Raw genomic sequence first — 21,568 nt, forward strand, 5'->3', positions numbered from 1 at the left:
GGGGGGGGGGGGGGGGGGGGGGGGGGGGGGGGGGGGGGGGGGGGGGGGGGGGGGGGGGGGGGGGGGGGGGGGGAGTGAGCAGCCGCCCGGCCGGGTAGCTGCGCCACTCGTCGGGCCGCCAGGGGGCGATGGTGCCGCGCAGCTGCCAGCCGGTCGGCCGGCCGACCGGGGTCGGGCCCGGGGGTGCGGTGAGCGCGAACTGCACCAGCAGGCCGGCCGTCTCGGGCGCCTCGACGGCGGCGCGCAGCCGGTCCACCAGCGGTGAGCCGGGCGCCCAGTCGAGCGCACCGGCCGGCACCGCGAACTGGTGCACGGCGCACCGCGGCAGCCGGGGCCGGGCGGCCGGGCCCGGCGCGAAGCGCTGCCAGCGCGGCGGCGCGAAGCCCGTCACCTCGCCGCCGCACAGGTAGCCGACCCAGTGCGAGGGGCCCTGCCGGCCGAAGCCGAACCAGCCGATCATCAGCGTGGTGGTCCAGGAGGAGGCGGGGTCGACGTCGAAGACCCGGGCCCGGTTGGCGGTGGTGGCCAGGTACTCGTTGTAGTGGCCGAAGAAGTCCACGCTGCGACCCACCACCGGGTCGGCCGGCGGCGGTTCGCCGGGCGCCAGTTCGGCGCCGACCACGGTGGCGGTGACCGCGAAGTGGCCGTTGCCGGCCAGCTGGGCGCCGGGGTCGGCGAGCAGGCCCAGGTCGGCCAGCTCGTGGTGGTAGGCGGCGGCCGGGCGCTCCGGCGGGACGGGGCGGCGGTCGGCGTCCAGCACGGTGTTGGTCGCCAGGTCGACCAGGCCGGTGCGGGCGCCGGTGGGCAGCCGGGTGGTGGCGGTACCGGCGAAGTGCAGCCGGGGCAGGTCGAAAACGCTCATTGCGCAGGCTCCTTCCCGCGCCGGTCAGGCCGGTTCCTCGATCACGGTAGCTGCCCGGGCACCGTCCACCGGTGCTCCGCCGCGCTGGTGACCGTCGATCAGCCGAACCGCCTGCTGCGCGGACTCGATCGCACCCTCGATCCAGGCCGGGTGGCCCGAGCAGTGCTCGCCGGCGAAGAAGAGCCGCCCCTGCGGCCGGGCCATCAGCTGCCGCTCCTCCTCGCAGGCGTCCGCGTCCTTGCCCCAGCGCACCGCGGCCGCGCCCTGCGCCCCGGGCTCGGTGCCCCAGACCCGGTCGACCACGCCGAGCACCATGCCCGGCCGGCGCAGCTCGGGGTGCACCACGGCGGCCTCCGCGAGCACCGCGGCGAGCCGCGGGCCGCGGCCCAGCCGGGTGAGCCGGTCGGCGTCCGCGCCGATGGTGTAGCTGGCCAGCAGCGCGGCGCCGAGCCCGGGGTCGCCCTCCACCGGCGGGTAGTAGGTCTGCCGGATCAGCCCGCCGGTGAACGAGGCGCCGCCGCGGATGCCGTCCCGCTCCCAGAACGCCTCCCGGCAGTGCAGCGCCACCTTGGTGGCCGCCCAGTAGCGCTGGCCGTGCACGGCGGCCAGCTTCTCCCGGTCCAGGCCGTGCAGTTCGAGGCCGCGCAGCACCGAGAACGGAATGGTGCAGAGCACGTAGTTGCAGGCGCGGGTGGTGCTGCCGAAGCCCTGCCGGACCCGGACCGCGACCTGGTCCCGGCGCACCTCGATGCCGAGCACCTCCTGGCCGAGCCGGACGGGGCCGCGGATCCGCTCGCGCAGCCGCAGCGGGAGCTGGTCGAGCCCGCCGGCAAGCCGCAGCAGGGTGGAGCCGGTCTCGTTGACGATGTCGTCGACGAAGCGGTGCAGCCGGCCGCGGCAGCCGGCCCGGATCTGCGGGTGGTCGGCGAAGAGTGCGGCCAGGTCGATCGGTTCGCCCGCGCTGCCGGGGCGGCGCAGGTAGCGGGTCAGGTCGATGCCGGCGACCAGGTCGAGCAGTTCGCGCTCCAGCCCGGGCCGCAGGCCGTCCCGGAAGTCGCCGGGGGCCAGCGCCTCGACCCGGACCGCCATCCAGGCGCCGAAGAGCAGGGCCTCCGGCGGGTGCGCGGCGGCCTCCGCGGCGGGCAGCCGGGCCCGCAGCTCGGCGACCAGGGCCGGGGTGGCCTCGCGGATCCGCCGGTGGCCCCGGGCGGTCTGCACGTAGGCCGCGTCGTCCTGGAAGAGCGTGGTGAACTCCCGTAACCGGTCGCCGAGTCCGAGCTTGCGCAGGTACCGCAGGGTGCGCTGGTGGCCGGTCGGGATCCGCATCGCGCCGAGCTCGACCGACGGGCCCGGGCGGCCGGGCAGGAAGCGGTGGGTGTGCACCCGGCCGCCGACCCGCAGGTGGCCCTCCAGCACCTCGACACCGTGGCCGAGCCGTTCCAGTTCGTACGCCGCCACCAACCCGGCCACCCCGGCGCCGAGGACGGTGACCTGCTTGCGCGGTTGCCACGGGCCCGGCGGGCGGGCCGGCGTGGCCGTCGGTTCCGGCGACATGGGCGTCCCCTCGATCCGGCCGGGTGTTGCGGACCGCCCCAGTGTCGGGACTGCCGGGGTTCGCCCACATCCCCGGTCCGGCCGGCGGGTTGACGGGTTTCGGCGGTCGCCCGGCCGGCCGGCGGGTGGGCCGGGGGCGCCAACCCGGCCCGACCGGATGGACTTCGCCGGCCCGGCCCTACAACCGACCCGAGGCGTCAGCCGGTGAGCGCGCCCAGCGGCATCAGGCGTCGCGGCTGCTGCTCGGCGAAGAAGTCCAGCAGCAACCGGCCGACCAGCTCCGGCTTCTCCAGCGGCACGGCGTGCGAGGTGCCCGGGACGACCGCGAGTTGACCGTCCGGCAGCGCGCGGGCCATCGCCGCGGCGTGCTCGATGGTGACCCCGTCGTCGTCGCCCTGCAGCACCAGCGCCGGCACGGCCAGCCCGCGCAGCGCGTCCAGGCCGATCTCCGGCTCCTCCCGCCACATCCGCAGCCACTTGGCGAAGACCACCGGGAAGTGCTCGGGCCCGTCCGGGGAGAGCGGTTCGTACTGCGGGCGGAAGAGCGACTCCAGCAGCCCGGTGTTCTCCTCGGCCAGCATCGCCCGGTCCGCCTCGGTGCCGCCGGCCCGGCACACCCCGGTGCCGATGGTCACCACCTTGCGGACCAACTCCGGGTGCCGCAGCGCGAGGTGGAGCGCCACGGTGCCGCCGGCGCTCCAGCCGACCAGGTGCACCGGGCCGGTGTCCACCGCGGTGAGCAGCGCGGCCAGGTCCGCGGCGAGCAGCGCGCTGCTCACCGGGCCGGGCAGGTCGTGGGTGCGCCCGTGGCCGCGCAGGTCGGGCGCGTAGACCCGGTGGTGCTCGGCCAGCTGCGACAGCTGCCCCCACCAGCTGTCGGCGGTGGCGCCGCCGCCGTGCAGCAGCAGCACCGGGTCACCTCCGCTGCCCTGCACCTCGTAGTAGGTCCGCAGACCGTCGACCGTCAGGTACTCCCCCATGTTCCGCCCTTTCCGTGCAGTGCGTCCCGGACGACTTGAGCAGTGCTCAGGTCGATCATAGGCATGCGACCTGAGCTAAGCTCAAGTGTCATGCCGCTGAATCGTGCAGATGTCGTCCGGGGCGCCCTCGACCTGCTGGACGAGGTGGGTCTGGACCGGCTCACCACCCGGGCGCTGACCACCCGGCTCGGCGTGGCCCCCGGCGCGCTCTACTGGCACGTGCGCAGCAAGGCCGAGCTGCTCGCCGCACTGGCGGAGGAGATCATGCGGGAGGCCTTCACAGCCCCCGACGAGCCTGGCCCGAGGGCGGTCGAACCGGTCGGCGACTGGGCCGCGCAGACCGCGGCCTTCGCCCACCGCACCCGGCGCGCGATGCTGGCGCACCGCGACGGCGCCCGGGTGGTGGCCGGCCACCTGCCGCTCACTGCCGCCGCACTGGACGCGAGCGAGGCGGGGCTGACCCTGCTGCGGGCCGCCGGACTGCCGCTGGACCGGGCCGCCTACTTCGGCAACGCGGTGGCCAGTTACGTGACCGGCTTCGTGCTCCAGGAGCAGGCCCAGCCGACGCCGGAGGCCGTGCCGGCCGCAGCGCTCGCCGAGCTGAGCGCGCAGCGGCACCCCAACCTGACCCGGTGGACGGCGAGCCGCCCCACCGACCGGGAGGCGGCCTTCACCGCCGGCCTGGACCTGATCGTCAACGGCCTGCGCGCCGAGCTCGCCACCGGCTGAGCCGCGCCCGGCACCGGGGATCAGGCCGAGAGCAGTTCGGCGGTCTCCGGCTCCACCGGCGCGCAGTGCCGGACCACCTCGTCGAGCGACAGCCCGAGGACCGCGGCCAGGGCCGCGACGGTGAAGAAGGCGGGGGTCGGCGCCCGCCCGGTCTCGATCTTGCGCAGCGTCTCGGCGGACAGCCCCGCCGCCGCGGCGATCTCGACCATGCTCCGCTCGCCGCGAGCGCGCCGCAGCAGCGCGCCGAGCCGTTCGCCGCGTTCGCGTTCCAGGGGGGTGAGGGGGGTGCGCACCATGCCCGCATTCTACGTCCCGCCGAGCCGCCGGAGCGGGGATACAAATACCGCCGACCGTGATACAAATACCGGTATAAGAATTGGTGGATGACCGACGAGGAGACCTGACCATGGTGGAGATCAAGACGGACGCAGCCCTGACGGCGATGCGCGAGGCCGGCCGGGTGGTCGGCGACGCACTCCAGGCCGTGCGCCGGGCCGCCGACGTGGGCGTCACCCTGACCGAGCTCGACCAGGTGGCCCGCGCGGTGCTGCGCGAGGCCGGCGCCGACTCGCCGTTCCTGGGCTACCGGCCCGACTTCGCCTCGACGCCCTTCCCGGCGGTGATCTGCACCTCCGTCAACGACGCGGTGGTGCACGGCATCCCGACCGACTACCGGCTGCGCGACGGCGACCTGGTCAGCGTCGACTGCGGCGCCCGGGTCGGCGGCTGGACCGGGGACGCGGCGCTCAGCTTCACGGTGGGCGAGGCCCGGCCGGCCGACCTGACCCTGATCGAGACCGCCGAACGCGCACTGACCGCCGGCATCGCCGCCGCCGTGGTCGGCGCCCGGATCGGCGACATCTCGCACGCAATCGGCCGGGTGGGCCGCGCCGCCGGCTACGGCATCCCCGAGGACTTCGGCGGCCACGGCATCGGCCGGGCGATGCACGAGGACCCGCACGTGCCCAACGACGGGCGACCGGGACGCGGCCTGCGCCTGCAGCACGGGATGGTGCTGGCCATCGAGCCGATGTTCCTGGCCGGCGGCAGCGGCGACTACCGCACGGCGGCGGACGGCTGGACCCTGGTGACCCTCGACGGCAGCCGCGCCGCCCACGCCGAGCACACGGTGGCGATCACCGAGGACGGCCCGCGGATCCTGACCCTGCCGTCCTGACCGCCCCGCCGCCCCGGACACCCACCCGGCCTGGACACCCACCCGACCCGGACGCCTACCCAGCCCACTCGGCCGTCCGACCCGCTCGCCCGTCCGGCCCAATGTCTCTTGACATCAAGATATCCCGTTGGGCATGCTCGTTCCGGTAGATATCTTGACGTCGAGATACTTGGGAGTGCCGATGACCGCCCCCGCCTGGGACCCGCGCCAGTACCTCCGGTTCGCCGACGAGCGCACCCGCCCGCTGCGCGAACTGCTCGCCCGGGTTCCCGAACTCCCCGCCCGGCCCACGGTGTTGGACATCGGCTGCGGGCCCGGCAACTCCACCGCCGCGATCCGCGAGCGCTGGCCCGCAGCCGAGCTCACCGGGATCGACAACTCCGCCGAGATGCTGGACACCGCGCGCAGCGAGCAGGGCGAGCCGAGCGCGCACTACCTGCTGGCCGACGCGGCGACCTACGACCCGGCCCCCGCCGCCCCCGACCTGATCGTCTCCAACGCCACCCTCCAGTGGGTCCAGGGCCACCTCGACCTGCTGCCGCGGTGGGCCGCCGCGCTGCAGCCCGGCGGCGTGATCGCCTTCCAGGTGCCCGGGAACTTCGACGCCCCCAGCCACCTGCTCCTCAGCGAGCTGCGGACCAGCCCCCGCTGGCGGGCGCAGCTCGGCGCGGAGGCGGTCCCGCCCGGGGTGCACCAGCCGGCGGCGTACCTGGCGGCGCTGCTCGCCGCCGGCTGCACCGCCGACGTCTGGGAGACCACCTACAGCACCCTGCTCACCGGCCCGGACCCGGTGCTGGAGTGGACCAAGGGCACCGCCCTGCGCCCGGTGCTGGCCCGGCTGACCGACCCGGCCGAGCGCGCGGCCTTCCTCGCCGAGTACGCCGCCCTGCTGCGCGAGGCCTACCCGGCCGGTCCGCACGGCACGGTCTTCCCGTTCCGCCGCATCTTCGCGGTGGGCGTGCGGACCTGACGGCCGGCCCCGGCTGACGACCCCGGCGGACGACCCCAGCCGCGAGCGCCGGCCGCGGCCCTGGAGCCTTCAGCCCCCGTGCCCTCAGCCCCCGAGCGCCTTGCCCAGCCGGTCGACGCCGATCGCGATCTCCGCCGGGGTGTGGGTGGTGAAGGAGAGCCGCAGCGTGGCCTGGTCGGCCGGCCCGGCGTAGAACGGCGCCCCGGGCACGTAGGCCACGTCGTGCGCGACGGCCGACCGCAGCAGCTCGGTGGCGTTCCGACCGGCCGGCAGCCGGCACCAGAGGAACATCCCGCCGGCCGGCCGGCTCCAACTGCTGCCGGCCGGCAGCGCCGTGGGCAGTGCGGCGAGCAGGGCGTCCCGCCGCTCGCGGTAGGCGGCCCGGACGGTGGCCAGGTGGGCGTCCAGGTCGTGGTCGGCCAGGTACCGGGCGGCCGCCGCCTGGTCGATGGTGGAGGTGTGCAGGTCGGCGGCCTGCTTGGCGATCACGCAGGCCCGGCGGAGCGCGGCCGGCGCCCGCAGCCAGCCGAGCCGCAGCCCGGGAGCCAGCACCTTGGAGAAGCTGCCCAGCAGCACGGTCCGGTCCGCCACCGCCGGGTCGGCGGCCAGCCACGGCTCGGGCTCGCCCTCGAACCGCAGCTCGCCGTACGGGTCGTCCTCGACCAGCCAGAGGCCGTGCCGCTCGGCCACCTCGGCGACCTCGCGCCGGCGGGCGGCGGGCATGGTCCGCCCGGTCGGGTTCTGGAAGGTGGGCACCAGGTAGAGCAGCTTGGGCCGCTCCCGGACCACGAGCTCGGCCAGCGCCGCCGGGTCCACCCCGGAGGCGTCCGTGGGGACCGGCAGCACCCGGGCGCCCGCGAAGCCGAAGCTCTGCAGGGCGGCCAGGTAGCTCGGGTCCTCGACCAGCACGGTGTCGCCGGGCTCCAGCAGCGCGGTGGCGACCAGGGCCAGCGCCTGCTGCGAGCCGGTGGTGACCAGCAGGTCCTCGCCGGGGGTGAGCAGACCGCGGCCGGTCAGCCGGGCGGCGACCGCGGCCCGCAGGTCGGGGTCGCCCTCCGTGGTCGAGTACTGCAGGACCCGCTCGGGCCGCTCGGCGAGCACCCGGTCGTAGGAAGCGCGCAGGCCGGCCGCGTCGAACAGCTCCGGGGCAGGCAGCCCGCCGGCGAAGGAGATCACCTCGGGCCGGGCGGTCAGGGCCAGGATCTCGCGCACCGGCGAGGCGCCGACCCGGGCGACCCGGGCGGCGAGGGCTGGGGTGTCGGCTCGTCGCGTCATGCCACGGCAGCCTAGGGACACCGACAGTGCGGCATCCCGACTGCCCGCATGGCGGGCGGCGGGGCCACGGTCGCGCACTGACGCGGTGTCAGACCGTGACCGACGCGAGCGGGAGCGCCCGCTCAGTACACCAGGTAGGCCGGCCGCCGCCCCTCGTCGTCGATCTCGCCGGCCGCCTGGGCCCGCAACTTGTGCGCCAGGTCGTCCAGCGCCCGCCAGGCGGCCACCTCCTCGCCGATCCTGGCCAGCGGCCGGTCCTCCGCGCTGCGCAGCGCCTCGCCGTGGCCGGACAGCCCCGGCGCCCGCGACCCGATCAGCCGGGCCTCGCAGCTCGTGTGCACGCCGTCCTCTTCGAAGCTCAGCTCGACATCCCACTGGTTCCGCATGGTGCGCCTCCTGCTCCCTACCAGCGTGAACCCGGCGCCCGGGGGTCGGCAAGCGGCACCGTCTTGTCGGCACCGGGGCCGGGCCGGGATGATCCGAGGACACCTCGCCACCACCACGACCACGACCGCCGCCAAGCCCACGCCCGCCACCAAGCCCACGACCACGACCGCCGGACCAGGGAGCCGCCGTGCCGATCCTGCCCGAACCCCCCGAGCTGCCCGAACCCTCCGACCTTCCGGAGCCGCCCGACCTCCCGGTCCCCGGGCACCTGCCGGACATCCCGCACCCGCAGTTCCGGCACCTGGCCTTCCCCTCCCACCTCCCCGAGCCGCCGGACCTGCCCGAACCCCCCGACCTCCCGGAGCCGCCCGAGCTGCCCGACCCGCCGGAGCTGCCCGAGTAGGGCTGCCGCCGCTGCGGCCACAGCTCAGTCCAGGGCGGGCACCACCAGGCCGTTGGCCCGCAGCAGGTCGGCCAGACCGGCCGGCGCGGTCGCGATCGAACCGGCCCGGTAGGGCGGCTGCGGGTCGTACTCCAGCACCAGCTGGACCGCCTCCGCCGTCCGGTCCCCGGCGATCGAGCCGGCCAGCCGCAGCGCCATGTCCAGACCGGCCGAGACCCCGGCGGCGGTCAGGTACTTGCCGTCCGGCACCATCCGCTCGTCGCCGACCGGCTGCGCCCCCAGCCGGGCCAGTCCGTCCAGCGCCGCCCAGTGCGAGGTGGCCCGACGGCCCGTCAGCAGCCCGGCGGCGGCCAGCAGCAGCGAGCCCGAGCAGACCGAGGTGGTCCACCGGGTGGTCCGGTCCACGCTGCGCACCCACGCCAGCACCTCCTGGTCGGCGAGCTGCGCCGCGGTGCCGGGGCCGCCCGGGACCAGCAGCACGTCGGGCCGGGTCACCTCGCCCAGCGGCCGGTCGACGGTCATTGTCAGGCTGCCCAGGTCGGTGCGGACCGGGCCGGCCTCCTTCGCGGTGAACACCACCTCGACGCCGGGCAGCCGGCCGAGCACCTCGTAGGGGCCGATCGCGTCCAGCGCGGTGAGGTCCGGGTACAGCAGGATGGCGATCTGCACGGTGTCGTCCATTCGTCTCGTCGTCGGATTCCGGTACTGCTCCTGCACGTGCGGTCCCGCTCGCCGCTCAGACCCGCCGGTCGGGCCGGCCCTCGGCCCGGGAGCGCCGGCGGTACTCCAGCGGTGACACCCCGAGGGTCCGCACGAAGGCCCGCCGCAGGCCCTCCGGCGTGCCGTAGCCGGCCGCCCGGGCAACCTGCTCGATGCCCGGCGCGCCGTCCTCCAGCAGCCGGCGTGCGGTCTCCAACCGCACCCGGTCCACATAGCGGCCCGGCGGCACCCCGACCTCGGCCCGGAAGAGCCGAGCGAACTGACGCGGTGACAGCGCCGCCCGCTCGGCCAGCGCGGCCACCGACAGGTCGGCCGCCGGGTGCTCGGCCACGAACCGCTGCACCTCGCGCAGCGGCTCGCGCTCGGCGAACTGGGCCGCCAGCTGGGTGCTGAACTGGGCCTGTCCGCCGGGCCGGCGCAGGTACACCACCAGCCCGCGGGCCACCTGCAGCGCGGCCTCCCGCCCCAGGTCCTCCTCGACCAGCGCGAGCGCCAGGTCGATCCCGGCGGTCACCCCGGCCGAGGTGGCGACCGGCCCGTCCCGCACGAAGATCGGCTCGGGGTCCACCACGACCTCCGGGAACCGCCGGGCCAGCGTGCCGCAGTACGCCCAGTGGGTCACCGCGCGCCGCCCGGCCAGCAGCCCGGCCTCGGCGAGCAGGAAGGCCCCGGTGCAGACCGACACCACCCGCCGCGCCCCGGCCGCCAGCGCCGCGATCCGGGCCACCAGCTCGGGGTCCGGCGCACGGGTGCCGGTCCCCCCGGGCACCAGCAGGGTGTCCGGGGGCGCCGCCCGGGCCAGGTCCAGGTCGGGCAGCAGCCCGAGCCCGGCCGAACTGCGCACCGGGCGGCCACCCGGCGCGGCGGTCCGCACCCGGTACGCCCCGGCACCCTGGAAGACCTCCAGCGGCCCGGTCACATCGAGGCTCTGCACCCCGTCGAAGAGGACGAGGAGCACGCTGCGGTCGTCGGTCACAGGGCCAACTCTGGCTGCTCGGCGCCGCCGTGGGCAAGGTCGGGCTCCCCACCTTTCCTGCCATCGCGGCGGCGCGCGGTGCGGCCGTCGCCGCTCGGATCCCGGGCTGCCGACTGACCGTCGTGCCCGGCGCCGACCACCTGCTGCCGCTGCGCGCCCCCGCGGCCACCACCGCCGCGATCGCCGAGCTGAACCCGTGACGGGCCACGGCTGAGCCGACCACCCCGCCTGCTGCCCGCGCCGACCGTCAGCCGGGCGACGGCGTCCCGTCCGGCGCGCCGACCGCCCCGCCCACCGTCAGGCTCGGTCCGCCACCGGCTCCGTCCCCAGCGCCGCCACCGCGCGGCCGCGCACGGCGGCCACCGCCGGGCAGCCGGCGAAGGCGGTGGCGACCCGGATCAGCCACTCGGCCTCGGCGTCCACCGTGCCCGGGCCGGGCTCCGGGACGGCGGTGACCGTGGCGGTGCGACAGCGCTGCCCGGCCCGGGCCGCCTCCAGGGCGGCGGCCAGGGTGGCGGCCTCCAGTTCGGCGCCGGCCAGCGTGGTGGCCGCGGGGGTCTGGGCGACCCAGGCGGCCACCTGCTCGCCGGCGTAGGGGCGCAGTGCCAGCTGGCCATCGCGGATCTCGATGATCCGCCGGTAGAGCGCGAACTCGGCGTCGCGCAGCGCCGGGCGCCGCCCGCCGCCGGCGCCCTCGCCGAGCGCGATCTGCGGCATCACCAGGTGCAGCGCGGCCCACAGCGGCTCGAGCGCCGCGTACCGGCGCCGCGCCTGCCACCAGCGCACCGGCGCGGTCAGCCGGGCGCCCCACCGGGTGCCGCCCCAGACCGTGGCGGTCGCGCCGCTCACCGTGAGGGCGGCGCAGAGCACGCCGATGGCGTCGGAGACGGTGTCCTCGCCGCCCTTCTGTTCGGCGTACAGCAGCACGTCGCGGACGTCGTCCAGGGTCCAGCAGCTCCACGCCACGCCGACCGCGGCGGCCAGCGTCATCAGGCGCAGCCCGGTGCGCTTCAGCCCGGGGTCGACCCACCGGGCCTGCCGGGCCAGCACCGAGCCGAGCACCACCAGGCAGCAGACCGACCAGCCGCCGAACAGCAGGTTGTAGCCGGCCAGCGGCAGCCGGTGCCACCCGCTGACCACGAACTGCTCCCCGCGGTCGCTGATCCGGGAGCTCCAGAAGAGCAGGGTCAGGCAGAGCGGCACGCAGACCAGCCCGGCCGTCCAGCGGCGCAGCCGGGCCCGGACGGCCGCCGGGTCGCCCGGCGGCCCCTGCAGCAGCAGCCCGATCAGCACCAGCAGACCGACGCCGCCGGTCTTCAGCAGGTCGCCGAGGAGCAGCGTGGCCTCCCGGCTGGAGCCGATGCTGACGGCCGCCAGGGTGCTGGGGGCCAGCGCCACCAGCCCGCCGCCCATGCAGAGCGCGAAGCCGCCGGCGTACAGGCTGACCTGGTCGCCGCGGTTGCGCCGGACGGCGGTCAGCCGCTGGCCGGCGAAGGCGAGGAAGAGCGCGGCGGAGCCGTAGGCGGCCAGGTCGGCCGGTGCGGGCCCGCTCATCGGGGCCCGCCCGCCGGCATGCCGCCCGCCGGTCCCCCGTCCGCACGCCCGCTGTCCGCCGGTCCCCCGTCCACAGGCCCCCCGCCCACCGACCCCCCGTCCACGGCTTCCCCCTCCGCGGCCCCACCGACCGCCCGCCCGAAGACCGACTCGGTCCAGCTGCCGGCCGGCGGCCCGCCGCGGGCCCCGTCCCCGGCGGTGGCCCGGTGCAGGATCATCGAGGCGACCAGCTCCGCCTCCCGCTCCTGCGGCTCGGTGTAGACGGTCCGGCCGAGCACCCGCTGCACCAGGTCGGTGCCGAGGTTGGGCAGCAGCACCCGGCCGGCGGGGGCGCTCTCGTCGTGCCGGCAGATCAGGTGCGCGGCCTCGTGCAGCAGGATGTGCCGCTGGTGCAGCGCGGTGGTGTCGGCGGAGTACATGATGCAGTCGGCCGCGTCGGTGGTGATCAGCAGTCCGCAGGGCAGGTTGGGCCGGCCGCTGACCGGGATCAGCTCGATCGGCCGGCCGCGCCGTTCGGCGAGCGACTCGATGAACCGCACGGCGTCGAAGGGGACGGGTATCTCCAGCGCGTCGACGGTCTCCTGGCACCGTTGCCAGATCCGTCCGCGCCGCGACCGCCGCCCGAACACCCGCGCTCCCCTCCTCCCGGCCGCCGCGCTCCCCGTGCGACCGTCCCCCGTCCCGTGCCGCCCCGCCGGGGCGGCACGGTCAGGCCTTGCCGCTGCTGCCCTCGCGCCGCGCGATGACGTCGATCATGTCGCTGATCGTCCCCACGCCCTCCGGCGAGAGGTTGACGGCGCGCAGCGCCATGCTGCGCACCCCCGCGTCACGCAGCGCGCCCAGCAGCTCGAGCTCCTGGGCGATGGCCGCGCCCTGGTCGTCGTCGAAGAAGTAGGCCACCGGTACCTGGAAGAACTGGGCCAGCGCCTCCAGGTGCCGCTTGGTCGGATTGTCCCGCCGACCGGTGCGCAACTGCCAGAGGTAGGTGGCCGAGAAGGTCTCGCCGGTCGCCTCCCGGCAGGCCTTGGCGACCTCCTCGTGGCTGTACTGCTCGCGGTTGGGCCGGCGGACCACCCGGAAGAGGCCGTCGATCTTCTCGGCCAGGGTGGTGCCGCCCACCGGTGTGCTTCCTCCCACCGGCTCCGCGCCGTGCTGTGCTGCTTCCCCCGTCATCGATCCCCCGGTCGTCGAAGTCCCGGTCCCGGCGTCAGGCGCCGTTCCCCGTCCCGTGTCCTCGGCTTCCGCCATTCCGCACCTCCTGGCCCGTCTGGCGTGCACGGGCCCGACGTCAGATGCCGTTCATCCTAGTTCACGTGGTGACCCGCTGTCATCGTGGTGGTTCCGGTACTGTCGAACCGCTCCAGCAACGCGCGTAGCCCGTCATCCAGGGGCGGCAAGTGATCCGACCAGTGCTGCTGACACCGCGTCAGCGGGAGATCCGGATACCGAGCGTAGACCTCCCGGCGGAACCCTAGGCCCTTCGCTGCCATCCGGCGCAGGTTCGCCACAGTCTCCTCACCGAGTCGCTGCGCGATCGCCCCCAGCTCTCCGCGCCCTGCGCGTCCTGCGCGTCCTGCGTCCGCGCGCCCGTCAGCGCGGGGTGTCCTCCCGGTCCGCCGGGTAGGCCAGGTACGGGTAGCGGGACCGGTGCTCGCGCAGGAAGCCGAGCAGCGGGGCCGCGAAGCGGGTGAACGGCACCGGAGTGAAGCCGAGTTCGGCGGTGGCCCGGGTGTTGTCGAAGACGGCGTTCCAGGTCAGGTGGGACCAGGAGGCGCGCAACAGCCGCACCGCGCGCGAGCGGTCGGCGCCGGGCAGCGCGGTGAGGCCGCGCACCAGCCGACCGGCGGCGGGCAGGAAGCGCGGATCGGCGCCGAGCGCGGCGGTGACCTCGCGCAGGGTCGGCGCGGCCTGCCCGGCGGTGAGGTGGTAGGCCTGGTGCCGCAGCTGCGGGCGGCGGTGCAGCTCGGCCACTGCGGTCGCGACGTAGTCCACGCCGACGGTGTCCAGCCGGTGCTCGCCGGCCAGCGGGAGCACCGGCAGCCGGACGAGCGCGGCCAGCAGCCGGGCGAGGTCCAGCTGGGTGGTGGCCGCCCGCCGGCTGTCGCCGAGGATCACGCTGGGCCGCAGCACGGTGCGCGGCACCTCGGGCGGCAGCAGCCGGGCGGCCAGCTGCTCGGCGAGCAGCTGGCTGCGGCCGTGCGGGCCCAGGTCGGGCCGGTCCCAGCTGCCGTCGGCGGTCTCCTCGGTGACCAGGTCGTCCTGCCGCCGGCCGGCCACCGCCGTGGTGGAGAGCTGGGTGAACCGGCGCAGCCCGTGGTCCAGGTGGGCCAGGTGGGCCAGCCGGACCAGCTCGATGGTGCCGCCGACGCTGTTCAGCTGGCAGTTGCGCTCGGCGCGGCGGCCGGGGGCGGCCGCGCAGTGCACCACCGACTCGGTGCCGGTGATCAGCTCGACCAGTTCCTGGTCCGGCAGCCCGAAGCCGGGTTCGGTCAGGTCGCCGCAGTGGATCCGCACCCGGTGGCGCAGCAGCTCCCGGAAGGTGGCGAAGTCGTACTCGACCTGCCAGGCCCGCCAGAGCCGCTGCCGCGCCTGCGCCGGACTCGGTGCCCGCACCAGCACGGCCAGCTCGACCGGCTCGGCGGGCTCGATCCGCTCCACGGGCGCGATCCGCTCGGCGGGCTCGACCGGCCCACTCGACGCGGCCGCTGCGGTCGCCGCGCCCGCCCGGCCCACCCCCGGCGCCAGCAGCCGGGCCGCCACCTGGGCGCCGAGGAAGCCGGTGGCCCCGGTCAGCAGCGTCCTCACCCCGTCACCGCCGCACCGTCGTCGCCACGCCCATGCCCGACACCCTCCCGTTGCCGCCGTTGCTCCCGTTGCCGCCGCTCGCCGGGGCGGTTGACACAGCGTCGGGCAGCTAGGGCCGACCCGGCCGGGTGGGCCCCGCTCCGGACAGGAGGGTGCCGCGCCCGGCGACGGCCCGGCGCGGCGATCTTGAGTCTAGGAGCCTGCTCCCGGTGGCCCATCCGGTCCCACTCGGACGAGTGACCGTCCGACCCGAAATGGTGAAAGGCGAGAGAAGTTGACCGATCATCCTTTCTCCCGACGGATCGACGTCCGAAGCGCCCCCGGCCCTTGCCACCGGCAACCGATCGGAGTTGTATTGACCGGTACGGGACGAAAAGCGCCGATTGGCCCGACCGGCGCCTGCCCGGCCCCGAGGAGTGTCGCCATGATCACCGAACTGGCCGTGGAACACGTCGAGTTCACCTGCGGACACTGCTGGCACCGGTGGACCGCGGACTACGACGTCCAGCACTACCGCGACGAGGACGGGACGGACTGGGAGAGCTTCTACCGTTCCGGCATCCCGGCCGCCTCCCCGTACTCGACCGCCGGCGCCCCCGCCTGCCCGCAGTGCCACCGTCACTGGGTCGGCCACCTGACCGAGCGGCACCTGCTGCCGCTGCCGGACGCCAAGGCCTGAACACCCGATCCCGAGGCCCGAGCGCCGGACACCGAGGCCCGAGCGCGCCCGCCGGGCCGGCCGCGGCGGCCGACCCGGCGGGCGGGGCTCACCCGGCGAGCGCGGCGCACGCGGGCGAGTGGGCTCAGACGGCGAGCGCCTGCTCCTCCTCTTCCATGACGTCCTCCGCGACGTCCTCCGCCCCGGCAGCCTCCGCCGCCGCGCCCGCAGCCCGATCGGCGGTCGTCCCGAGCGCCGCCGCCCGGCGCCGCTCGACCCACGCCGCACCCGCCAGCGCCAGCAGCCCGGCCACCAGCCAGCCGACCAGCGAGAGCACCCGGCCGCCGAGACCCGCACCGCCGTCGAAGTAGAGGATCGAGCGGGCCCCCTCGACGAAGCCGGCGCCGTTCCAGAACCGGTGCAGCCCGCCGAAGAGCCCCGGCTGCAGCTCGGGCCGGAAGATGCCGCCCGAGCTGGTGAAGTTGAGCATCACGAAGAGCACCATCAGGGTCAGCGTGGTCCACCGCTTGAGGAAGGTGTGCAGCCCGATCCCGAGCAGCACGATGCCCGTCGCGTAGAGCCAGGCCAGCGCCCAGATCGCCGCGTAGTCGTGGTCCACCACGTGGAAGACCGGTCCCGCGGTGACGATGCCGATCACGCTGATCACCAGTGCGGTGGCCACCCCGACCGCCGCCCGGCCCCGCACGCCGAGCGCCGCACCCGCCGTGCCGAGCACCGCCACGCTGCCGTAGGCACCGACACTGAGCGCCACCAGCAGGAAGAACAGGCCCTGCCCGGTCGGGTCGCCGGGTGCGGTCGGCACCAGGTCGACCACCTTGAGCGGGGCCCCCTGTACCGCCGCGACCTGCTGGAACACGTCCTCGACCGCGGTCGCCGAGGTGGCCGAGGAGGCACTGGCGACCAGCAGCTCGGGGCTGGGGGCCCGGCCCGTGCCGTCGTCGACCAGGTAGGCGCCGGTCAGCGTGCGGTCGCGCAGCTGCTGCTCGGCGACCGCCCGGTCCGGCAGCGTCCGCACGTCCAGCGCCGGGCCGGCCTTGGCCTGCAGGCCCGCGGCCAGCTGCGCCGCCTGCGGCGACCGGCCGACCACGGCGACCTGCAGGTGGTGCGGGGTCGGCTGGTGGAAGGCTCCTTGGTAGGCGAGCGCCATGCCGAGGCACATCAGCACCGGGGTGAGCAGGTGGGTGACCAGGTGGCGCAGCGTGTGGCGGAGATCGGCGGCGCCGGCCGGGGCGGCGGGGGCGGGGGCGGTCATGGGGCACGACCTTTCGAACAGCAGCGGAACAAGTAGGTGGTAAATACAACCTATGCAGATGTACTTTACAACCACTTCCTCCCGGTGGCCATTCCCGGCCCGGATCGCGGCCAGGGCCTCGGTGGGTCCGATCCCGACTCGGTGAGAAAATGGGCCAGGCGGGGAGCGCGCCTCCGGAGGGAGGGCCCGGGCATGACCGAAGTCGAGCACGAGAGTCACGGGGGCGCTGCCGAGACCCGTCCCGAGCCGCTGCTCATGGTCCCGATCGCCACCGCCCTGGTGCAGTACGACGGCCGGATCCTGCACTGGAGCGACGACGCGCGGGCGCTGCTCGGCTACACCGCCGAGGAGGCGGTCGGCGCCCCTGCCGCCCAGCTGCTGGCCGGGCCGGAGCACCGGGCCGAGGTGCTCGAGCTGTTCGAGCGGATCCTGGCCGGCGAGTCCTGGTCCGGCGTCTTCCCGGTCCGCCACCAGGCCGGCCACTACGTCAACCTGGAGTTCCGCACCCATCCGGTGACCGGCCCGGACGGCCTGCCGCTGGTGCTCGCGGTGGCCTCCGACGTGACCGCGCTGCGCCGGGTGCAGGCCGACCTCGCGGTGCTGGACGGCTTCTTCACCCAGTCGCCGGTCGGCATGGCGGTCTACGACGACCAGCTGCGGTTCGTCCGGCTGAACGAGGCGCTGGCCCGGATCAACGGCGTCCCGGTCACCGACCACCTGGGCCGCAAGGTCACCGAGATCCTGCCCGGGATCAACGCCGCCGAGATCGAGGGCGTGATGCGGCACGTGCTGGCCACCGGCGAGCCGGTGCTGGACGCCCGTTCGCACGGCCGCACCACCGCCGACCCCGGCCACGAGCACGCCTGGTCGGCCTCCTACTTCCGGCTGGAGGACCCGCCTGGGCGGGTGCTCGGCGTCAGCTCCACCATCGTCGACGTCACCGGCCGCTACCTGGCCGAGTCCCGCGCCGCCCGGGCCCAGGAGCGGCTCACCCTGTTGGTCGATGCCACCGCCTCGATCGGCACCACGCTCGACCTGCACCGCACCGCCCGCGAGCTGGCCGAGGCGATGGTCCCCCGGGTGGCCGACCTGAGCGGCGTCTTCGCGCTGGAACGGCTGGTCACCGGTGACGCCGACGACACCGACAGCAGCATCACCCGGGTCCGCCGGCTGGCGCTGGCCAGCACCGATCCCACCTACCCCAACGAGTTCCTGCCGGTGGACGCGGTCTACACCATCGACCCCGGCTCGGCCTACGCCCGGGCGATGACCACCGGGCGGACCGTGGTGGTGCCGTCCTGGGACCTGCCGCCGCTCACCCACGACATGCGGGTGGAGTCGCTGCAGGGCTACTGGGGCGGGCGGTCCCGCTCGGTGCGGATCACCCCGCTGACGGCCCGCGGCACGGTGCTCGGCATGGTGGTCTACTCCCGGCGCGGCGAGCGCGAGTCCTTCGCCGAGGCGGACATCACGCTGGGCGACGAGCTGGCCTCGCGGGCCGCGGTGGCGATCGACAACGCCCGCCTGTACACCCGCGAGCGGGAGGCCGCCGAGGACCGCCGCCGGGCGCTGGACGCGGCCCAGACGGCCACCGAGCGCCTCGCCCTGCTGAACGAGGCCAGCTCGCGGATCGGCACCAGCCTGGACCTGGCGCGCACCGCCGAGGAACTGGTCGAGGTGGTGATCCCGCGGTTCGCCGACTTCGTCACGGTCGACCTGCTGGACGCGGTGCTGCAGGGCGAGGAGTCGCCGACCGTGCCGGCCTTCGGCAGCGCCACGATGCGCGCGGTGGCGGTCGGCGAGCTGGGCCCGGGCGGCACCCTGACCGGGGCGGCCGACCCGGTGGGCGGCACCTCGCAGTCGGCCCAGCTGTACGCGCAGAGCCTGCGCAGCGGCCGCTCCATCCTGGTCGCCGAGGTGGACCGGGAGAGCCTGGCCCGGATCGTCGCCTCCCCCGACCGGATCCAGCCCGCGCTGGACGCCGGGATGCACTCCTACCTGATGGTCCCGCTGTTGGCCCGCGGCCGGGTGCTGGGCGGGGCCGAGTTCATGCGGCTGCGCAACCCCGAGTCGTTCACCGCCGCCGACGTCGCGCTCGCCGAGGAACTGGCCGCCCGGGCGGCGGTGGCGATCGACAACGCCCGGCTCTACCGCCGCGAGCGGGACACCGCGCTCACCCTGCAGCGCAGCCTGCTGCCGCAGCGGGTGCACAACCCGCCCGGCCTGGAGATCGCCTACCGCTACCTGCCGGCCAGCCAGCTCAGCGAGGTGGGCGGCGACTGGTTCGACGTGGTGCCGCTGTCCTGCGGGCGGGTGGCGCTGGTGGTCGGCGACGTCACCGGGCACGGGCTGCGGGCGGCGGCGACCATGGGTCAGCTGCGCACCGTGGCCCGGACGCTGATCACCCTGGACATGGACCCGGCCCGGGTGCTGCGCCGGCTGGACGAGGCGGCGGAGATCGCCGGCGAGGGCGCGGGCGAGGGGCAGTACGCGACCTGCGTCTGCGTGGTGCTGGACCCGGTGGAGCGGGCCTGCACCGCGGCCTGCGCCGGGCACGTGCCGCCGGTGATCTCCGCCCCGGACGGCTCGATCCAGGTGCTCGACCTGCCGCCCGGCGCCCCGCTCGGGGTGGGCGGGGTGCCGTTCGAGAGCGTGGAGTTCGCGCTGCCCGAGCACGGCCTGCTGGTGCTCTGCACCGACGGGCTGATCGAGCGCCGGGACCGCGACCTGGACGCCGGGCTCGACCTGCTGCGCGAGACCGTGGCCGCGCAGCGCGACGGCGGGCTGGAGCGCTCCTGCGACGCGGTGCTGGCCTCGCTGGTCACCGGCAGCCGGGAGGACGACATCGCGGTGATCATGGCCCGGTCGCGCCCGATCGGCCCGGACCGGATCGCCACCCTGGCGCTGACCGGCGACCGCGCCATGGTCGGCCACGCCCGCCGGTTCGCCCGCCGCACCCTGGCCGACTGGGGCCTGACCGCGCTCACCGACCAGACCGAGCTGCTCACCAGCGAACTGATCACCAACGCCCTGGTGCACGCCGGCGCCCCCACCCAGCTGCGGCTCTTCCGCAACCAGGCGCTCACCGTGGAGGTCGCCGACGTGGACAGCCACGCGCCCAAGCTGCGCCGCGCCCTGGAGGACGACGAGGGCGGGCGCGGGATCCACCTGGTCAACGAGCTGGCGCACCGCTGGGGCAGCCGGGCGACCCGGCTGGGCAAGGTGGTCTGGTTCGAACTGGAACTGCCGTTGGGCGTGCCGGACTGACCTGCCGGCGGGCGCGCCGGGCCGAACCACCGCGGGGCGTGCCGGACCGAACCACCGCGGGGCGTGCCGGGCCGAGCCGGCGCCAGGCCTGCCGGAGTAGGCGTGCTGAGCGTCGGTCAGTCCGCCCCGCCGGGCGCCGACCCGCCCAGCCGCTCGCGCAACTCGCGCTTGAGCAGCTTGCCGGAGGCGTTCTTCGGCAGCTCGGTGGCGAAGTGCACCGCCTTGGGCGCCTTGTAGCCGGGCAGCCGCTCGCGCGCGTAGGCGATCAGCTCCTCGGCGCCGACCGGCTCGCGGACCACCACCACGGCGGTGACGGCCTCGACCCAGCGCGGGTGCGGGGTGCCGATCACCGCGGCCTCGGCCACCGCCGGATGGCCGTAGAGCACGTCCTCCACCTCGCGCGAGGAGACCAGCACGCCGCCGGTGTTGATCACGTCCTTGAGCCGGTCCACCACGAAGAGGTAGCCCTCGGCGTCCCGGCGCACCAGGTCGCCGGAGTGGAACCAGCCGCCGTCGAAGGCGGCCACGGTCTCCGCGGGCTTGCCCCAGTAGCCGGTGCAGAGCTGCGGCGAGCGGTAGAGCACCTCGCCGACCCGGTCCGGGCCGACCTCCGCGCCCTCCTCGTCGACCACCTTGACCTCGACGAAGAGCACCGGGCGCCCGGCCGAGTCGGGCCGCTCGGCGTGCTCCTCCGGGCGCAGCACGCAGGTCAGCGGGCCGGCCTCGGACTGGCCGAAGGCGTTGTAGAAGCCGGTGGCGGGCAGCGCCGCGCGCAGCCCGGCGAGCACCGGGGCGGGCATGATCGAGGCGCCGTAGTACGCCTTGGTCAGCCGGGTCAGCCCGGCTGCCGCGGCTGCCGGGAAGTCGGGGTGGTTCAGCAGCGCGGTCCACACCGTGGGCGGCGCGAAGAAGCTGGTCACCTGCTCGCGCGGCAGCCGCCCGAGCAGGTCGGCCGGGTCGGGTGCGGCGATCAGCCGGTTCTCGGCGCCGAGCGCCAGGTAGGGCAGCAGGAAGACGTGCAGCTGCGCGGAGTGGTAGAGCGGCAGCGCGTGCAGCGGGCGGTCCCGCTCGGTCAGGTCCAGGGCGGTGATGGCGGACAGGTACTCGTGCAGCAGCGCCCGGTGGGTCATCATCGCGCCCTTCGGCGCGGCGGTGGTGCCGGAGGTGTACAGCAGCTGCGCCAGGTCGGTGTCCGCCACCGCCACGTCGAGCGCGGGGACCGGTCCGGCGGACGCGGCGGTGCGCAGCTCGTCCAGGTCGGCCGTGGGCAGCGGGGCCAGCGCGGCGGCCGCCGCGGCGAACTCCGGGTCGTGCAGCAGCAGGGAACTGCCCGACTGTGCGGTGAAATAGCGCAGTTCGTCCGCGGTCGCGTGGAAGTTGACCGGTACGTGCACCAGGCCGGCCCGGCCGCAGGCCAGGAAGAGGATCAGGTAGCCGTCGGAGTTGCGGCCGAGCGCGGCCACCCGGTCGCCCGGGCGCAGGCCGCGGGCCAGCAGCCAGGCGGCCGCCCGGGTGACCGCGGCGTCCAGCGCGCGGTAGGTCCAGCGGCGGTCGGCGAAGTGCAGGGCGGTCCGCTCCGGCACCCGGGCAGCAGAACGGCGCAAAACGTCCGGAACAGTACTTGCGTGCGTCAGATCCATGCCGGTGGGTATATCCGCCCGCACCACGGGTGACGCCTGATCGAGGGGGTCCGCCATCCCCGCTTGGCCTGACGTTCCGTCAGCGTACGGGAGAACGTCATCGTCACCATATTGCGATCTTCATAAAAAACTCACGGCGCGTCGGACTGCGACAGGGCCTCTGATCTGCAATTGTCCGTCTATCGGACGGTCAACTCCGCTCTGCCTGCCGTTTCGTGTCGGTCAACCCTCTTGTCGTGGCGGGCGTGGACACGATGGAATGCGTGAGCTTGTCGGGACGGGCGTTCCAGAAGCACGCGTGCGTCCGACCCCGGTACGCGCGATCTGGCTCACGCCCC

Annotated in this window: 20 protein-coding genes and 1 pseudogene; 7 read left to right on the forward strand and 14 right to left on the reverse strand. The window is 75.5% G+C overall.

All coding sequences use genetic code 11. From position 1 onward, the window contains the following. From ACQRUO_RS16170 to ACQRUO_RS16180, 3 genes and pseudogenes are all read right to left on the reverse strand, one after another. Window positions 1-862 (reverse strand): annotated as a pseudogene (locus ACQRUO_RS16170) (ferritin-like domain-containing protein); the annotation flags it as partial. A gap of 24 nt (window positions 863-886) precedes the next feature. After that, entirely contained in the window at window positions 887-2,416 is a 1,530-nt protein-coding gene (locus ACQRUO_RS16175) for a flavin monoamine oxidase family protein (RefSeq protein WP_428316607.1), read from the reverse strand. A 197-nt stretch (window positions 2,417-2,613) separates the two neighbouring features. Further along, window positions 2,614-3,396, reverse strand: coding sequence for an alpha/beta fold hydrolase (locus ACQRUO_RS16180; protein WP_428316608.1), 783 nt, complete (start codon window positions 3,394-3,396; stop codon window positions 2,614-2,616). 90 nt (window positions 3,397-3,486) lie between these two features. On the opposite strand from ACQRUO_RS16180, the gene ACQRUO_RS16185 reads away from it, so the two are divergent. Then, the gene (locus ACQRUO_RS16185) at window positions 3,487-4,125 is read left to right on the forward strand and encodes a TetR/AcrR family transcriptional regulator C-terminal domain-containing protein (RefSeq protein WP_428316609.1); all 639 of its coding nucleotides are present in this window, start codon (window positions 3,487-3,489) and stop codon (window positions 4,123-4,125) included. Between the two features lie 20 nt (window positions 4,126-4,145). On the opposite strand, the gene ACQRUO_RS16190 is transcribed toward ACQRUO_RS16185, so the two are convergent. Beyond that, window positions 4,146-4,421, reverse strand: a complete 276-nt coding sequence (locus ACQRUO_RS16190) for a helix-turn-helix domain-containing protein (protein ID WP_428316610.1) — start codon at window positions 4,419-4,421, stop codon at window positions 4,146-4,148. A gap of 110 nt (window positions 4,422-4,531) precedes the next feature. Here ACQRUO_RS16190 and map point away from each other — a divergent pair, with 110 nt between their 5' ends. Continuing rightward, the gene (gene map, locus ACQRUO_RS16195; protein ID WP_428316611.1) at window positions 4,532-5,302 is read left to right on the forward strand and encodes a type I methionyl aminopeptidase; all 771 of its coding nucleotides are present in this window, start codon (window positions 4,532-4,534) and stop codon (window positions 5,300-5,302) included. Window positions 5,303-5,483: 181 nt separating this feature from the next. After that, entirely contained in the window at window positions 5,484-6,272 is a 789-nt protein-coding gene (locus ACQRUO_RS16200) for a methyltransferase domain-containing protein (RefSeq protein WP_428316612.1), read from the forward strand. Window positions 6,273-6,356: 84 nt separating this feature from the next. Here the strand turns inward: ACQRUO_RS16200 and ACQRUO_RS16205 are convergent, their stop codons facing one another. Both ACQRUO_RS16205 and ACQRUO_RS16210 read right to left on the reverse strand, forming a co-directional pair. After that, on the reverse strand, window positions 6,357-7,547 hold the full coding sequence (locus ACQRUO_RS16205; RefSeq protein ID WP_428316613.1) for a PLP-dependent aminotransferase family protein: 1,191 nt from the start codon (window positions 7,545-7,547) through the stop codon (window positions 6,357-6,359). 122 nt (window positions 7,548-7,669) lie between these two features. Beyond that, a complete protein-coding gene (locus tag ACQRUO_RS16210) occupies window positions 7,670-7,933 on the reverse strand; it encodes a dsRBD fold-containing protein (protein ID WP_428316614.1) in 264 nt (87 codons plus the stop codon). Window positions 7,934-8,121: 188 nt separating this feature from the next. Here ACQRUO_RS16210 and ACQRUO_RS16215 point away from each other — a divergent pair, with 188 nt between their 5' ends. Further along, on the forward strand, window positions 8,122-8,337 hold the full coding sequence (locus tag ACQRUO_RS16215; protein ID WP_428316615.1) for a hypothetical protein: 216 nt from the start codon (window positions 8,122-8,124) through the stop codon (window positions 8,335-8,337). Between the two features lie 24 nt (window positions 8,338-8,361). Here the strand turns inward: ACQRUO_RS16215 and ACQRUO_RS16220 are convergent, their stop codons facing one another. Both ACQRUO_RS16220 and ACQRUO_RS16225 read right to left on the reverse strand, forming a co-directional pair. Then, window positions 8,362-9,006, reverse strand: a complete 645-nt coding sequence (locus tag ACQRUO_RS16220; RefSeq protein ID WP_428316648.1) for a DJ-1/PfpI family protein — start codon at window positions 9,004-9,006, stop codon at window positions 8,362-8,364. Window positions 9,007-9,073: 67 nt separating this feature from the next. After that, window positions 9,074-10,033, reverse strand: coding sequence for a GlxA family transcriptional regulator (locus ACQRUO_RS16225; RefSeq protein ID WP_428316616.1), 960 nt, complete (start codon window positions 10,031-10,033; stop codon window positions 9,074-9,076). A gap of 29 nt (window positions 10,034-10,062) precedes the next feature. Here ACQRUO_RS16225 and ACQRUO_RS16230 point away from each other — a divergent pair, with 29 nt between their 5' ends. Next, entirely contained in the window at window positions 10,063-10,233 is a 171-nt protein-coding gene (locus ACQRUO_RS16230) for a hypothetical protein (protein WP_428316617.1), read from the forward strand. Window positions 10,234-10,330: 97 nt separating this feature from the next. Here ACQRUO_RS16230 and ACQRUO_RS16235 read toward each other — a convergent pair whose 3' ends face one another. From ACQRUO_RS16235 to ACQRUO_RS16250, 4 genes are all read right to left on the reverse strand, one after another. Beyond that, on the reverse strand, window positions 10,331-11,587 hold the full coding sequence (locus ACQRUO_RS16235; RefSeq protein WP_428316618.1) for an MAB_1171c family putative transporter: 1,257 nt from the start codon (window positions 11,585-11,587) through the stop codon (window positions 10,331-10,333). After that, complete coding sequence (locus ACQRUO_RS16240) at window positions 11,584-12,216, reverse strand: ParH-like protein (RefSeq protein ID WP_428316619.1); 633 nt, start codon at window positions 12,214-12,216, stop codon at window positions 11,584-11,586. The genes ACQRUO_RS16235 and ACQRUO_RS16240 overlap by 4 nt, the downstream gene beginning before the upstream one ends. A gap of 79 nt (window positions 12,217-12,295) precedes the next feature. Beyond that, a complete protein-coding gene (locus tag ACQRUO_RS16245) occupies window positions 12,296-12,706 on the reverse strand; it encodes an XRE family transcriptional regulator (protein ID WP_428316620.1) in 411 nt (136 codons plus the stop codon). Between the two features lie 471 nt (window positions 12,707-13,177). Further along, complete coding sequence (locus ACQRUO_RS16250; protein ID WP_428316621.1) at window positions 13,178-14,392, reverse strand: SDR family oxidoreductase; 1,215 nt, start codon at window positions 14,390-14,392, stop codon at window positions 13,178-13,180. Between the two features lie 424 nt (window positions 14,393-14,816). On the opposite strand from ACQRUO_RS16250, the gene ACQRUO_RS16255 reads away from it, so the two are divergent. Further along, window positions 14,817-15,071, forward strand: coding sequence for a hypothetical protein (locus ACQRUO_RS16255; protein ID WP_428316622.1), 255 nt, complete (start codon window positions 14,817-14,819; stop codon window positions 15,069-15,071). A 124-nt stretch (window positions 15,072-15,195) separates the two neighbouring features. Here ACQRUO_RS16255 and ACQRUO_RS16260 read toward each other — a convergent pair whose 3' ends face one another. Continuing rightward, window positions 15,196-16,323, reverse strand: a complete 1,128-nt coding sequence (locus ACQRUO_RS16260; protein ID WP_428316623.1) for a hypothetical protein — start codon at window positions 16,321-16,323, stop codon at window positions 15,196-15,198. A gap of 192 nt (window positions 16,324-16,515) precedes the next feature. On the opposite strand from ACQRUO_RS16260, the gene ACQRUO_RS16265 reads away from it, so the two are divergent. Beyond that, complete coding sequence (locus tag ACQRUO_RS16265; protein ID WP_428316624.1) at window positions 16,516-19,590, forward strand: SpoIIE family protein phosphatase; 3,075 nt, start codon at window positions 16,516-16,518, stop codon at window positions 19,588-19,590. 116 nt (window positions 19,591-19,706) lie between these two features. Here ACQRUO_RS16265 and ACQRUO_RS16270 read toward each other — a convergent pair whose 3' ends face one another. Further along, window positions 19,707-21,230 (reverse strand): fatty acyl-CoA synthetase, encoded by a 1,524-nt coding sequence (locus tag ACQRUO_RS16270; protein WP_428316625.1) that lies wholly within the window; start codon window positions 21,228-21,230, stop codon window positions 19,707-19,709. Window positions 21,231-21,568: the final 338 nt, after the last annotated feature.

The organism is Kitasatospora sp. LaBMicrA B282, from assembly GCF_050325825.1.
Classification (GTDB): Bacteria; Actinomycetota; Actinomycetes; order Streptomycetales; family Streptomycetaceae; genus Kitasatospora.

What these genes read in the sequence shown, in the direction of transcription:
- ACQRUO_RS16175 (WP_428316607.1), bottom strand. Translation starts at nt 2,416, where the DNA reads ATGTCGCCGGAACCGACGGCCACGCCGGCCCGCCCGCCGGGCCCGTGG.
- ACQRUO_RS16180 (WP_428316608.1), bottom strand. Translation starts at nt 3,396, where the DNA reads ATGGGGGAGTACCTGACGGTCGACGGTCTGCGGACCTACTACGAGGTG.
- ACQRUO_RS16185 (WP_428316609.1), top strand. Translation starts at nt 3,487, where the DNA reads ATGCCGCTGAATCGTGCAGATGTCGTCCGGGGCGCCCTCGACCTGCTG.
- ACQRUO_RS16190 (WP_428316610.1), bottom strand. Translation starts at nt 4,421, where the DNA reads ATGGTGCGCACCCCCCTCACCCCCCTGGAACGCGAACGCGGCGAACGG.
- map (WP_428316611.1), top strand. Translation starts at nt 4,532, where the DNA reads ATGGTGGAGATCAAGACGGACGCAGCCCTGACGGCGATGCGCGAGGCC.
- ACQRUO_RS16200 (WP_428316612.1), top strand. Translation starts at nt 5,484, where the DNA reads ATGACCGCCCCCGCCTGGGACCCGCGCCAGTACCTCCGGTTCGCCGAC.
- ACQRUO_RS16205 (WP_428316613.1), bottom strand. Translation starts at nt 7,547, where the DNA reads ATGACGCGACGAGCCGACACCCCAGCCCTCGCCGCCCGGGTCGCCCGG.
- ACQRUO_RS16210 (WP_428316614.1), bottom strand. Translation starts at nt 7,933, where the DNA reads ATGCGGAACCAGTGGGATGTCGAGCTGAGCTTCGAAGAGGACGGCGTG.
- ACQRUO_RS16235 (WP_428316618.1), bottom strand. Translation starts at nt 11,587, where the DNA reads ATGAGCGGGCCCGCACCGGCCGACCTGGCCGCCTACGGCTCCGCCGCG.
- ACQRUO_RS16255 (WP_428316622.1), top strand. Translation starts at nt 14,817, where the DNA reads ATGATCACCGAACTGGCCGTGGAACACGTCGAGTTCACCTGCGGACAC.
- ACQRUO_RS16260 (WP_428316623.1), bottom strand. Translation starts at nt 16,323, where the DNA reads ATGACCGCCCCCGCCCCCGCCGCCCCGGCCGGCGCCGCCGATCTCCGC.
- ACQRUO_RS16265 (WP_428316624.1), top strand. Translation starts at nt 16,516, where the DNA reads ATGACCGAAGTCGAGCACGAGAGTCACGGGGGCGCTGCCGAGACCCGT.
- ACQRUO_RS16270 (WP_428316625.1), bottom strand. Translation starts at nt 21,230, where the DNA reads ATGGATCTGACGCACGCAAGTACTGTTCCGGACGTTTTGCGCCGTTCT.